This is a genomic window from Priestia koreensis (assembly GCF_001274935.1).
In the GTDB taxonomy this organism is placed as follows: domain Bacteria; phylum Bacillota; class Bacilli; order Bacillales; family Bacillaceae_H; genus Bacillus_AG; species Bacillus_AG koreensis.
The window spans coordinates 352770-366677 of record NZ_LILC01000002.1 but is presented as its reverse complement, the minus strand read 5'-3'; the positions used below and the strand labels follow the sequence as shown (position 1 = coordinate 366677).

The 13908-nt window shown below is 39.6% G+C and carries 9 protein-coding genes; 4 read left to right on the top strand and 5 right to left on the bottom strand.

Annotation, left to right across the window (positions count from 1 at the left end; translation table 11 throughout):
* Positions 1-58 precede the first annotated feature (58 nt).
* A complete protein-coding gene (locus AMD01_RS01745) occupies positions 59-4384 on the bottom strand; it encodes a pullulanase X25 domain-containing protein (protein ID WP_053399660.1) in 4326 nt (1441 codons plus the stop codon).
* A gap of 257 nt (positions 4385-4641) precedes the next feature.
* Here AMD01_RS01745 and AMD01_RS01740 point away from each other — a divergent pair, with 257 nt between their 5' ends.
* The gene (locus AMD01_RS01740; RefSeq protein WP_053399659.1) at positions 4642-6231 is read left to right on the top strand and encodes a two-component system sensor histidine kinase NtrB; all 1590 of its coding nucleotides are present in this window, start codon (positions 4642-4644) and stop codon (positions 6229-6231) included.
* 108 nt (positions 6232-6339) lie between these two features.
* On the top strand, positions 6340-6825 hold the full coding sequence (locus tag AMD01_RS01735; protein ID WP_083446411.1) for a C40 family peptidase: 486 nt from the start codon (positions 6340-6342) through the stop codon (positions 6823-6825).
* Between the two features lie 47 nt (positions 6826-6872).
* On the opposite strand, the gene AMD01_RS01730 is transcribed toward AMD01_RS01735, so the two are convergent.
* Both AMD01_RS01730 and AMD01_RS01725 read right to left on the bottom strand, forming a co-directional pair.
* Positions 6873-8567, bottom strand: a complete 1695-nt coding sequence (locus AMD01_RS01730; RefSeq protein WP_053399658.1) for a M3 family oligoendopeptidase — start codon at positions 8565-8567, stop codon at positions 6873-6875.
* A 124-nt stretch (positions 8568-8691) separates the two neighbouring features.
* A complete protein-coding gene (locus AMD01_RS01725) occupies positions 8692-9162 on the bottom strand; it encodes a MarR family winged helix-turn-helix transcriptional regulator (RefSeq protein WP_053400093.1) in 471 nt (156 codons plus the stop codon).
* Between the two features lie 254 nt (positions 9163-9416).
* Between AMD01_RS01725 and AMD01_RS01720 the strand changes: the two genes are divergently transcribed.
* Entirely contained in the window at positions 9417-10943 is a 1527-nt protein-coding gene (locus tag AMD01_RS01720) for an ATP-binding protein (RefSeq protein ID WP_053399657.1), read from the top strand.
* Positions 10944-11093: 150 nt separating this feature from the next.
* Positions 11094-11855, top strand: coding sequence for a DUF4931 domain-containing protein (locus tag AMD01_RS01715; protein WP_053399656.1), 762 nt, complete (start codon positions 11094-11096; stop codon positions 11853-11855).
* Positions 11856-11975: 120 nt separating this feature from the next.
* Here the strand turns inward: AMD01_RS01715 and AMD01_RS23280 are convergent, their stop codons facing one another.
* Both AMD01_RS23280 and AMD01_RS01710 read right to left on the bottom strand, forming a co-directional pair.
* Positions 11976-12206 (bottom strand): aspartyl-phosphate phosphatase Spo0E family protein, encoded by a 231-nt coding sequence (locus AMD01_RS23280; protein WP_245638862.1) that lies wholly within the window; start codon positions 12204-12206, stop codon positions 11976-11978.
* A 349-nt stretch (positions 12207-12555) separates the two neighbouring features.
* A complete protein-coding gene (locus AMD01_RS01710) occupies positions 12556-13899 on the bottom strand; it encodes a CoA-disulfide reductase (protein WP_053399655.1) in 1344 nt (447 codons plus the stop codon).
* Between the last annotated feature and the right edge of the window lie 9 nt (positions 13900-13908).

Below are 13908 nucleotides of genomic sequence, written 5' to 3'. Positions count from 1 at the left end.
TATGTATAGAAAATGAAACAAAAAAAGCAAAACCATAGCGGTTTTGCTTTTTTGATGATTATTTCTTCGTGATTGTAAACGTCATTGTTTTCGTATTTTTCTCAATCGCACCACCATCATTCTTGAAGATATCAGCCTTCGCCTTTTCAGAAGGTTCAATTTTAATTGTGAGTGGATTCTCTCCGCTACGAAGTTGAAGGGTGTGTGTAAAGGTCATATCCTCATTAACCGTCACTTTTTCACCGTTAATCGTTAGCGTTCCTCCTTTAATAGCAGTTCCTTTTAAAGTAATCGTATCCGTTGAAACAGTCTGACCGTCTGTATGTGACGTAATCACAACAGGCATGTCAATCCAACGTAGAATTGTATCTTCAATCACCATTTGATTTCCGCCTTGGTTGGTGACGACTACTTTTAAATCGGTCCCCTGTGCTCCGTAACCATAATAACTAACATCATCATCTGATTTGTTGCTTGGGGTATGATCAGGCAATCCTTCTTTATCCCACGAATTATCTTTTACGTATTTATAGGTTAGTACTTCACCTTCTTGTGCCTCAAACGTATATTGATAATCATTCGTGACTGCACCGCCGCGCGTCATTTCGAATGCAGTTGTATTCCAACCGTTAATACTTCCTGGGATCGTGATCTTCGCATTTTGAGACGTATAATCAGGTGCATGGAGCTTAAATGTTACCTTGACTAACACAAGGTCTGGTTTAACCTTAACCGTATTAGAGGTGACGATATTTCCTGCCTGATCATATACGTTCACTGCGTATTCATAGGATTGTCCATTCACGACATTAAGATCTTTATAAGCTGTCGTTTTGACATCTGTTGAGCGCTCAATTACACTGCCGTTTCGGACAATCTCAATCATATATGGATCTTTTGCTTCGTTTATATTCCATGATAAATTTACTTGTCCTGATTCCTGCTGTGGATTGCTCAAAGTGACGCTCTTTGCTGGAGGCTCAGCGTCTGTTCCTTTTGCAAACGTAACAGTCTGCGCGTTACTCCATACCCACGTTCGACCGGCATCTGTTGAAAGAGCTATCTTCACTTCGTATGCGCCTTGATTAATCGGTAGAAATTCTCCCTGGAACGTGTTTGCGTCACCATTTTGCCCTACGTATCCTGCAGGAAGGATAGTCCATTTTGTGTGGCCAGGGTCTTTTACTTGAAGTTGAACAAGTAGCCCCTCTCCCTGTTCTTTTTCCGTTACGCCTTTAATCATAATATCAGCAGACACCGTTTGTGGTTTTTCTAAGTCAATGACTCCATTTGTTAACTTTGTCATATTTGAAATTGCGTAATTATTCGTTAGCGGTACGTGCGGAATAACAGCCTGCGTCACGACCTGCTTTGATTCGTTTCCGTATTTATCAATTGCTGTCACCGCAAAATAATAAGAACGTCCATTTTCTAGATTTGAAATTACCGCACGACCTGAAGACGTATTCTGCACTTCTTTGTAAAATGCTCCGTTAATCGGCGTTTGATATACTTTGTAAACTTTGGCATTTCCAGTCCATGTGAGTGTTGCAGTGTGGTTGCTTTCTGTTACCGCTACATTTTTTACAAATGCTTGTTGCTTCGGAAGCTTATTTGCAACGAGCATGCGACCATTCATTGCTGGAATTGTAACGGTTAATTTGCCATCTTTAACGGTTGTATGATAAGCAAACTTTAATTGATCGACAAAAAATGCTCCGTTTGTCGCTACATCTTTTACATCGATTGTAACCGTCTGTTCTTCATTGCCTCGATTCACGATAACAACCGCTGCTTTTTTCTCATTCGTTCGGGCATAAGCAATAATATCCCCTTTTGCATAAAGCGTTTTTAAATCACCTAATGCAAATAAATCTGCATTTGCTTTTCTAGCCTTTCCTACCTTTTGATAGTGTGCGACAAGTGCTTTATCTTCATGTCCCCAAGGATAAACACGGCGATTATCCGGATCTTTTGAGCCTGTTACACCAGCTTCATCTCCGTAATAAATAGTCGGAGCGCCTGGATAGCCCATTTGGAAAATAGAAGCTAATTTTAGTCTCTGTACACCTAGCTCATAATCATATTTTTTATCATATTCTGCACGCTCTGAAGTGTCTGTTCCATTTCCTAGTAAAAAGACAGCACGAGCCGTATCATGAGAACCCATTAAGTTCATAAGCGCGTAAAATGCTTCTTTCGGATAATCCTCTTCTACTGCTTGAAGCTGATCGTATGCGTTCTCTGCTTTCCCATTCTTTAGGTAATCAAGCATCGTTCCTCTAAAACGATAGTTCATCACCGAATCATATAAATCTCCAAGGAAATACTTGGATGCATCATCCCAAATTTCGCCTAAAATGAGTGGCTCTTCGCCTTTTCCTGTTTTAAGCTCATGACGGAATTCGCGCCAAAACTCCGGATCTACTTCATTTGCAACGTCTAAGCGCCAACCGCTTGCGCCGCGCTGTAGCCATGATTTTGCAACTGAATCTTTGTCATACATAATGTATTTTGCAAAGTTTGTATTGTTCAGTTCCGAATTGTAAGGAACTTTGGCACCGGGTACCGATTTGATTTCTGGTAACGAATCAAATCCCCACCATGCTTGGTATTTATACACACCGTTCGTTTTCACGTTCTCAATGTTAAACCAATTTTGAAATCCATACGGACTGAATACTTGTCCTTCTTTAATAAATTGTGCTTCGGCTTCTTTTTTCGCCTCTGCTTCCGTAAGATTTTTGCTATTCATCAAATCATAAATGCGTGCCCAATACTCATAAGCACCAACCGTTGGATATTTTCCATAGCGGTCAAAGTAGACGGAATCATCACCAACATGATTAAATACACCGTCTAAAATTAAATGCATTTTGCGTTTTTTCAATTCTTTAGTGAATGCGTCAAACTCTTGTGGTGATCCAAACATCGGATCAATCGCTTTATAATCTGTTGCATCATACTTGTGATTAGACGAAGCAGATGCAATTGGATTTAAATAGAGCGTATTTACACCAAGCGATTGAATATAATCTAACTTCTTCTGAATCCCTGCAATATCTCCACCGAAGAAATCATTTGACCAGATGTTATCACCTTTATATGCTTCTTCACTCGCAAGGCGTGGATTATCTGGAAGGTCACTCCACTTCATATGCTCGATTGGCTCTTTGCCACGAGCATTCGATTTCGCTGCATCATTTTTGGGATTTCCATTAAAAAATCGATCAGGGAAAATCTGATATACAACGGCTTTTTTCATCCAGTCTGGTGTTTTAAATGTTGGATCATAGACCGTCATTTGAAACAGATTTGCATTTTTCTCAGTCGCAACGCCTGTTTTTCCTTCCTGTGTATCTTCTCCGTATTCTGCTACCGCTGTGCCGTCTCGTGCAATAAATTTATATCCATATACGCCCTTTTCTTTCGGAGTTACGGTCGTCTCCCATAGTTCAACGTTCTTCCCATCTACTTCTGTCCAGCCCGCATAACTCATTTCTTCTGTACTCGTTGTGCCTTTATCATAATTTTTAAGCTGTACTTTCGCACCTGTTAAATCACCTTTTTTTGCTTGCAGGCGGAGCTTAACGCTTTTTCCTGCTTCAATCGCTCCAAACGGCATACGATAGGCAAGATCCCACGTGTTATGAAATAGAGCATTCATTTGTATGCTTCCATCAGGCATACCAGAATCATAGTTTGTCGACACTTGTTTTGTGTCATGATTATAAAAGAACGTAATCTCTGTATCCTTTACAACAACTAGTTTCGCATTGTCTGTTGGATAAGCAGCATCGTCCCACGTTTTACCTAACACCACTTTGTATTCGTACTGACCTTTTGGAACAAGAGTTTTATACGTATAGATATTATCGCCATTTTCATCTTCAAAAATAGCTGTGGATTGGTCTGGCTTCCACTCTTCTCCTGCATGAATGGCAGGCTGAATGTTTCCAACGAGACGTGGAAGCTTGTCTTTATCCAATGCTACCGGTATCGTTATTTTATGTGTAGCATCATTGTAGATAAACGTGACGACTTTTTCTTGATCGAGTACGAGCTTGTAGTTACCTCCTCCAGCCTCACCGTTTACCCCATAATTTTCGTCCCAAGATTGATTAATCGCCACTTTGTACTCGTATGTTCCAGCAGGCAGCTTGCCTGTGAACTTGTACGTTCCATCGGCTTGCTTGACCATAAGAGTTGCAGCATCTGCTGGGTCCCAATCATTTTTTGCCCCTAACTCATTCTGCAAATCGCCTACCAGCGTGACTATTTTTTCAGCTGCATGACTCGTAAAAGCCCCACCTGATGCAACCGTTTGCAGAACTAACAGCAAAATAAGAATGGTTGAACCGATAATCTTTTTTGCCCCCTTCATCTTCCCATCTCCCCTTGACAAATTGATGAAACCGCTTGCATTTTCTTCTATATTATGGCACGCTTAGTTAGTTGATCAAATAGGTATAAGGAACTAAAAAGACTGATTTTTTTTACTATTTATTTATCTGACACCTCTCACTCTTTACATTTCAGTTTTACACTTACTAATTTGGTAAATATGGTAGAAATATGGTGAAAAATACGATATAACTGTTAGTAGAAGCTATAAATTATAGAAATATAGGAATGATTCCCTTGGACAAAATTTCTTTGTTAAAAAAACGAAATCACTTATTACTTATTCTACTTACCACATTTTATTTACTAGATGTTGTCACACTCATTTTAACGGGTAATGATTGGGATATGGTGTTTCCACCAGTAGGTGTAGGAGTATTAGCGATCCTTGCATTTATTTCATACGTCCTCAAGCCTTCTCCGCAAATTATAAGGTGGTCTTATATCTTTGCTTATTATGCCTACATGACTTATTTACTCATCGAATTTCCTTATTTAATCAATTATCTTTTTCTCATATTTGGCATCATCATTGCGACGATTTATCATGACTACGTATCTATTGTCGTATCTGGCATCATCTGCATTCTGTTGCTATCTTTTTTCTATTTTTATAATATGGAAGAAATTTTTTCAGAAGTAGTGGCAACGGACGTCATCTTCTTCATTTTATTTTCGGTTCTATGCTTAATTTTCCTTCTTTTTTACACTAGATATGCTAATCACCTTTGGCGAACCGCTTATCAAAATGAACAAGCTACCAAAAAGGAACTTCACACGACTCAGGGGTACTTGCAATCCTTTTTCCAAAATAATAATGATGCGATGTCGATTGTTGATTTAGATGATCATGTAATTATGATAAACCCAGCATTTGAGCAAATCTATGGGTGGAGTGAAGCCGAGATTTTAGGTAAAAAATTACCTGTGACGGGAAATAAATCAATTGAGCATTTGGAAAATGTCAAAAAAGTGTTAGAAAGCGGGCAAAACATTATCGGTTATCAAACGCAAGATATACGTAAGGACGGTACCCTTATTGATGTTGAAATTAATATTTCACCTATTTACGATGATCATGGCAAACTGATGGCTTTTACCCATATCGTTCATGACCTTTCAGAACAAAAAACGTTAGATGTTATGCTTCGTCGCTCTGATAAGTTGGCGCTCGCTGGAGAACTGGCGGCAACGGTTGCTCATGAAGTTCGTAATCCTCTCACCTCTCTTAATGGATTTGTGCAACTCATTCACGAGCAGTCTCATGAATTTGAGCCCTATACATCAATTATGATGGATGAGATTCATCGCATTAATGAAATACTAGAGGAATTTTTATCGTTAGCAAAACCAAATCGCGAAAAGTTTGCGCTCCACACCCTTGATCACCTTCTAAAAGGCGCCTTGCATTTATTTGAAAAAGAATGTGAATCAAAGGGAATTGTCATTCAGTATAATGAAGCTGATTTTCACATTACGATCATGTGTGACAGTAATCAGCTTAAACAAGTCTTTATTAATCTATTTAAGAATGCAGTAGAAGCGATGCCAAATGGTGGTATATTACGTTTAAGTGCTAGTCATGATCAAGATGAAGTAGACATTAAAATAGAGGATACGGGTATTGGAATTCCTCGGTCTCTTCTCAATAATTTGTACAAACCGTTTGTCACGTCGAAAGAATCTGGCACGGGTTTAGGACTCGTAGTGACACAACGAATCATTCACAGCCATCACGGTGAACTAACAATTGATAGCGTAGAGAATAGTGGGACAACCATTCGCATCTCCCTTCCTCTCTCCTATCATAAAATTTTTTCACCATAATGTGTAACATTTTCCTTTTTTAATAGTCTAATAGATGGGCCATAACATGCCCACGGATAATGACCGTACCCACGGTGACAATTTTAGGAGGTAGTATTCGTGTATTCAATGAAAAAAATAACTCTTTCCGCTCTACTTGTGACAGGATTAGCAATGGGAGGTACTAGTGCAGCTAGTGCTGCAACGACGACAAAACCTGCTGTTCCTGTTCACAAAGATCCATCTAGTCAGCTTGTTGCTTATGCAAAAACGCTGATTGGCACTCCTTATAAAAATGGTGGCACAACCGTTAAGGGATTTGATTCATCTGCTTTTGTTCAACATGTCTATAAAAAGGTAGGCGTTTCACTACCACGTACGACAGCCGATTTATATAAGCAAGGAACGGTCGTTACGCTTAAGCAAGTAAAACCTGGCGATTTGCTGTTCTTTGATACGATTGATAACAAGAAAAAGGATATTAATTATGTGGGCATTTATGTAGGAGAAAATAAATTCATCTCTGTGACAACTAAAAAAGGTGTCGCCGTTTCTTCTCTTGACTCCTATTGGAATTCAAAAGTCGCAGCGGTAAAACATATCGGAGTTAAATAACTACAAAAGCCCCCCTGTCCTTTTAAAAGGACAGGGGGGCTTTCTCATTATAGAGCTTTATCATCAACCGAATTTAGATACGATTTAATTTCTGATACGACTGATTCTACGCAGCCGTCTTCAAATGGAGAAATTAAATTAGCTTCTTTCACAAGTCCTGTAAATGACTTGCTTCCTCCTTGTTTGCAGAGGTGAAGATAATCTGCCCAGGCTTCCTCATGATTTTCACGATCGCGCTTCCAGAATTGGAATGCACAAATTTGTGCAAGCGTGTAGTCGATGTAATAAAACGGTGAATTATAAATATGGCCTTGACGCTGCCAGAATCCACCCTCTTCTAAATACTCATTTCCGTCGTAGTCTTTATACGGTGTATATTTCTTTTCGATCTCACGCCATGCTTGCTTGCGTTCTTGTGGCGTTGCATTTGGATTTTCATACACAAAGTGTTGGAACTCATCAACTGATACGCCGTATGGAAGGAATAATAGTCCTGAGCTTAGATGTGCAAAGCGATATTTCTCCGTATCGTCTTTAAAGAATAGCTCCATCCATGGCCATGTGAAGAATTCCATACTCATTGAGTGAATCTCTGCTGCCTCATATGTTGGCCACAAATATTCAGGTACTTCTTGATGACGGCTAGAGTACACTTGGAAAGCATGCCCTGCTTCATGCGTCAACACGTCAATGTCGCCTGATGTTCCGTTGAAATTAGAGAAAATGAACGGAGAGTTGTAGTTATCAATAAACGTACAGTATCCGCCTCCTGCTTTCCCTTTTTTCGCTACTAGATCCATTAGGTTACGATCTAACATAAAGTGGAAGAACTCTTTCGTTTCAGCTGAAAGCTCGTCGTACATTTTTGTACCGTTGTCAATAATCCACTCCGGATCACCCTTTGGTGCCGCATTCCCTGTTTTAAATTCAAACGCATCGTCATAATACTTCAAGCTATCGACGCCAATACGCTCTTCTTGACGCTTTTTCAACTCTTGTGCCAATGGAACGATGTGATCGAGTACTTGTTTACGGAAGTTAGCCACCATTTCTGCGTCATAGTCTGTGCGTGACATACGTGCATATCCAAGCTCTACGAAGTTTTCATAGCCTAACTTTTGCGCCATTTTCGTACGAACTTTTACAAGCTTGTCATAAATTTCATCGAATTTTTCGCCGTTTTCACTGAAAAACCCCGTACGAGCTTCAAGCGCCTGTTTACGAACATCACGATCAACAGATTCAGCGTACGGGCCAAGCTGTGCGAGCGTCAACTCTTCTCCGTTAAACGGAATTTTAGCTGATGCGACAAGCTTTGTGTATTCAGAAGACAGTTTGTTTTCAAGCTGCAAGTCCTCTAAGATCTCAGGTGAAAATGTTTTTAACTCTGCATCCGCAAGTGCAAATAGCTGTGTTCCCCACTTTTCCTCAAGCGCTGCGCGAAAAGGTGATGAAACAAGCTCTTGATAGTACTTGTGCTTAAGCGCCTGAATGTGAGGCGTTACGTCGTCCATGTAATCCTGTTCAGCTTTATAAAACTCATCGTTCGTATCGATCGAGTGACGGATTGAGCAAAGAGTAGCCATCGTGCCAAAGTCTGCTTCAATTTTATGAATCGCTTTTAACGCACTCTCTTGTTCTTCAATGCTTTTTGCTTCCTTAAAAAGCTGAAGAGCTTCTTCAAAACTTGCTTCTACTTTCTTAATATCTGGTCGTTCGTATGTAAAATCTTGAAACTTCATCTAAAGTCCCCCTCTAGGTTATGTATGTACTGCTAACACTACTAAATTCGACAAAACTATCGATATTCCTTTTCTTTTTTCATAAAACAAAGAGGCCTTCTTAAGTCAGAAGGCCTCTACTTACTTATTCAGATTCTGTTGGTACGTAATCATTTGCAAAGTGACCAAGTTTTTTCAATAGCTCAATGGCTTGATCTTTCTCAGTAGCGGACAGTGCAGATAAAATCTCGTGAATACGCTGCTCGTGGCTTGGGAAAATGCTCTCGATAAAGGCTTTTCCTTTGTCGGTAATTTCCGCATACGTCACGCGGCGGTCGCTCGGACAAGCAACGCGTGCGAGAAATTCCTTCTTCTCTAATTTATCAATCACATACGTAATGCTTCCGCTAGCTAAAAGAATTTTACCTCCGATTTGTTGAAGAGGTTGTCTTCCTTTATGATATAAAAGCTCTAATACAGCAAATTCGGTTGGGTTTAAGCCATGATTTTGAATGAGCTTGTGTACGTGGTCGTTAATAGCGCGATGTGCTCTTGAAAGTACAATAAACAGCTTCAATGATTGATCTAATTCTTCTCTTGTAGCTTCCTTGTTCATAGACATCTTTTCCCTCTTTTTAACATTTTCGTTCTTGATTCATTTATCTTGACTTCGAGATAATTATACTAAAATCGTATGTCATTGTCAAACAGTATACCCTATCATCCCACTATATTCACGTATTTTATTTCCTACGTAAACGTGCAACAACCTTTATTCATTTCCATATTCTTTCTCTATCTAGGAAGTATTCGCTAATTTTGCTATAATATACCCTAGAAAGACGTTTAATAGAGGCGGTTTACACTAGCATGACCACATATTCTTCAGAATTTAAATTAAAAAACATTTGTTTATTTCTCGTAATGGTTCTCATTCCTTCTATTGTACTCAGCTTACTTTTCGTACAATTTCGATACTATCAATTTCAACAAGATCATCGTCGCGTCGCAGAATCGACCGCTCGATTACATAAAAACAATCTAGATCGCTTTATCGGAGATACGAGAACAAGTATTGAAACCATTGCTATGACAATTAGGCCCATCACACAGGACAGCAAAGATTTAGATCGACGTGATGACATTACCAATACCCTTCATCAATTGCACAGGAAAGATGATCGCTTGTCAGGTCTTTATTACGTTGATATGCAGGGAGATATGTTTCTCGGTTCTCATCCTCTATCTAAAATCATCAATGTCTATGACCGTGACTTTTTCCAAGACGTTATCAAACAGAAACAAACGGCGATTTCAGATGCTTATTATGGACGTTTGACGGGTCGTTATATCGTTACGATGGCGACACCTGTTCAAAACGAACAGCAGCAAATTGGCGGTATTTTGCTCGCCACTCTGCGACTTGATTATTTGAAAAAGCTGACGAAACAAGCAAGCCCAGCGGATAAAGTACAGCTGTATGGCAAAAATCAAATTTTAATTTTTGATACGAATCATGACGTCGAGTACGATGATAGCAGCTTCACCTATACAATGAAGCTCGATCAAGCGCCTTGGACGCTAGTCGTAACGGTTCCTGCCGTATCAGATGCACAAATTACGCACTGGTTCATTTATTCGATGTTCCTTTCATTAATTGTCACGACTATTTTGTTCTTACTTTTAAACCTTTGGCGGACGAAACGACAAAATGAGCGAGAACGAGCCGCAAACGAAGCACAAAAGCTTGAACTAATCGGAACGCTTGCTGCAGGTACGGCGCACGAAATTCGTAATCCCCTCACTGGTATTAAGGGGCTTGTGACACTGCTAAGCGAAACACATACAAACGAAAAAGATCAGTATTATTTCTCCGTCATTCAGACTGAGATTGATCGGATCAACCAAATCGTCAGCGAGTTTTTAATTTTAGGAAAGCCCGCTGCACAAAACTTGCAAACCTGTGATATAAAAAAGATTCTTACCGAATCACTCCCTATCATCCAATCAGAAGCAAATATGCACGGTATCCAAGTACAAGTTAATCTACCACCTACTGCATTGCTCATCTCCTGCGAACAAAATCAAATTAAGCAGGTTTTATTGAACCTTGCTAAAAATGCGCTAGACTCGATGCAGGAAAACGGACAATTAACGATTTCCGCTATTAAAGACGGAAAGTATTGTGTTCTATCTGTGACTGATAATGGAATGGGGATTTCAAAGGAAGTATTGCCAAAGCTATTTACTCCTTTTTTCACGATGAAGGAAACAGGAACAGGGCTAGGTCTTATTGTCTGCAAACGAATTATTGAAATGCACGGGGGAACAATAGCGATATCTAGCGAACTTAACGTCGGTACAACCGTAGCAGTTACGCTTCCCCTCGTGAAGTAACGAAGAAAGGTCATCTTCTTTGCTTTTTTTCGATTGTTTGCGATAATAAAACTACGTCTTCATAATATGTAAGGGTCAGGTCCTCACTTTTATAGAAGTGGGGTTTTACCGTTTGATCCCTTTAAAAATAATGAGATAAAGGAGAATAGTATGAGTCAGAAACATCTTATTTTTAATTCATCCATCGGTTCTCAAAAACCTGAAACCATTGTTAACAGACAAAACTCCTGTCCTTTTTGTGACGTGGAGCACTTGACCGACATTTTGGATCAAGAAGGCTCTATTATCTTCTTAAAAAATAAATACCCTGTACTAGAGGATACGTTCCAAACGGTCATTATTGAAACAGATGATTGTTCATCAGAGCTGTCTGAATACTCGAAGGATCATCTTCATACGTTAATTTCTTTTGGTATCAAACATTGGTTTGAAATGATGAATAGCGGTGAATTTAAATCGGTCATGTTTTATAAAAACCACGGCCCGATGTCAGGAGGGTCTTTGCGACATCCTCATATGCAGATTGTTGGGTTAAAAAACTTAGACGCACATGCAGATATTTTGCTGGAGAATTTTGAAGGAGTAACGATTGATCAAGAAAGCGGAGTGGAGTTTACCCTTTCTAGCAAGCCACGAATGGGCTTCTTTGAGTTTAACGTTCGTCTATCTGATCAGGAAAAGCTCTCAAAGATGGCCGACTACATTCAAATTGCTGCTCACTACGTGTTAAATCATTTTCATCGAAGCTGCACAAGCTATAACTTATTCTTTTACTATTTACGAGGAGACGTCTACGCGAAAATTGTGCCGCGCTTCGCCACTTCACCTTTGTTTGTAGGCTATGGAATTCCTCAAGTCTCAAATAAAATTGGAGATGTGGCCCTAAAAGTAAAAGAACTTTATTTATCGTAACCAACAGCTTTTAGCTTCTGATTCTCTGTAAACTCGTCCACCATCCATGTTTTGAAGGACGAGTTTAACAGGAGGATATCAAAATGATCATTTATATCGTCACAGTCCTAATCAAGTTTATTATTTTTGCAACGCAAAGTTTTTTTGAAAAAATGAGAAAAGGGGTCGTTTTTCTTCCCTCTTCGATAAATGCTTTTGATATTTATTTAGAAGTAGATCTAATTCCTGGCTACATCTCAACGTTTCACAGCTCGTGAACCCTTTTACCTCCGCGATGTCCATCATCTTTTTGCGTTTTTGGACAATCTCTAAAAATAACGCCTCAGCTTCACACTGATTTTGGATTTGCAACGCGACTTCCTCCTTTTAACGAAAAAAATCTCTACTAACGTAGTATTACAAATTCTACTAAATATGTAAATAGAGTCGCAATAATAGACATTTTTTTTAACGTTTTTTTTAAGGTTTTGTAAACTTACTGCTATGTTTGTCTCTATATCTCTACAATTCCCGTATTTCTCCCATATTCCCTGCTACAAACTTCGCATTTTTTCCGACAAAAATAGAGGTCTTTCAACAAATCCTGAAAAACTTATTAAGCACACTATTATAATAGAGATTGTAAAACTTTAACATAAGCAAAAGAAACTAAATATAAGAGAGCCCTAAATAGGAAAAAAGTAGAGAGGTTCCTCTCTACTTACTCCTTAATCTTATTGGTAGCCACTTGGACAGCATCCCAGACGCCGGCATATGGAGGGGCATAACAAAGATCCAAATACGTCATTTCATCTGCGGTCATTTCATTGTAAATACCGGCAACAAGCGTATCAATCCGCTGTGCTACGCCCGCTCCCCCGACAATTTGTGCCCCGATTATCACATGACTTTCCTTATTGAAAAGGAGTTTAATTGTTAGCTCCTCTGTTCCAGGATAATAGGATGCTCCATTATTCGCCGTTATGGTTTCCGTTCCGTAGGGAATGTTGGCATCTTTTGCTTCCTTTTCCGATAAACCCGTCTTCGCCACTGTGAGATCTAGAATCTTTACAATGTTTGTTCCTAATACCCCTTGAAAAGCATGACGCTTCCCGTAGATGTTTTCAGCGATCAAACGGCCTTGTTTATTCGCAATTGTACCAAGAGCGATATGTACTGGTTTTTTCAACAGGCGATGATAGCTCGTCGCACAATCGCCACCCGCGTAGATAAACGGAAGATTCGTTTCCATATATTGATTTGTAAGGATCGCTCCGTTCTCTAAGCATTCAATCCCGGATTCCTTTAAAAAGGACGTGTTAGGACGAATTCCCACATTCACAATCACCGCATCTGTTTGATAGGTGCTCGTTTTCGTTTCAACGGCTACAACCTCTCCGTTTTGTTGTTGCAGCGACGTTACTTCTTCTCCAAGACAAAACTCAATGCCATGCTCCTCTTTAAGATGCGACTGAACCAAATGTGCGATATCCTCGTCATATACTGCAAGGACATGGTCGTGCACATCGATGACTCGAACATGCTTTCCAAGCGTTTTCATCGTTTCGACTAATTCCATGCCAATATATCCACCGCCAATAATCGTTACGTCTTTTGCAGGCGTCTTCTCAAAAAAAGCTTTCATATGTATAGCGTCCTGTAACGTTTTTAACGTAAAGACATTGCTCGCTTCTTCCGTATAAAACGGTGGTTGAATAGCGGAAGCACCCGTAGCTAGAACGAGATGATCATAGTTAACGTCCCGTTCTAATCCATCTGCATGATTAACGACTCTAATTTTTTTCTCCTCTGGAAATAGCGCTACTGCTTCATGACGTAAATAAACGTTGATGCCTTGCTTTTCAAATTCTTCTTTTGTTCTTGCGACTAGACGATCACTCGAAGAAATGGTTCCAGCTATATAATAAGGCAATCCACATGCCCCGTATGAAATATCTTCTCCCTTTTCAAACACGATAATTTCTGTCTCTTCTTCTAACCGACGCAGCTTTGAAGCAGCGCTCATTCCAGCAGCAACGCCTCCAATTATAACCACACGTTTCATCAGTACATC

What these genes read in the sequence shown, in the direction of transcription:
- AMD01_RS01715 (WP_053399656.1), top strand. Translation starts at nt 11,094, where the DNA reads ATGAGTCAGAAACATCTTATTTTTAATTCATCCATCGGTTCTCAAAAA.
- AMD01_RS01730 (WP_053399658.1), bottom strand. Translation starts at nt 8,567, where the DNA reads ATGAAGTTTCAAGATTTTACATACGAACGACCAGATATTAAGAAAGTA.
- AMD01_RS01745 (WP_053399660.1), bottom strand. Translation starts at nt 4,384, where the DNA reads ATGAAGGGGGCAAAAAAGATTATCGGTTCAACCATTCTTATTTTGCTG.
- AMD01_RS01710 (WP_053399655.1), bottom strand. Translation starts at nt 13,899, where the DNA reads ATGAAACGTGTGGTTATAATTGGAGGCGTTGCTGCTGGAATGAGCGCT.
- AMD01_RS01735 (WP_083446411.1), top strand. Translation starts at nt 6,340, where the DNA reads ATGAAAAAAATAACTCTTTCCGCTCTACTTGTGACAGGATTAGCAATG.
- AMD01_RS01720 (WP_053399657.1), top strand. Translation starts at nt 9,417, where the DNA reads ATGACCACATATTCTTCAGAATTTAAATTAAAAAACATTTGTTTATTT.
- AMD01_RS01725 (WP_053400093.1), bottom strand. Translation starts at nt 9,162, where the DNA reads ATGAACAAGGAAGCTACAAGAGAAGAATTAGATCAATCATTGAAGCTG.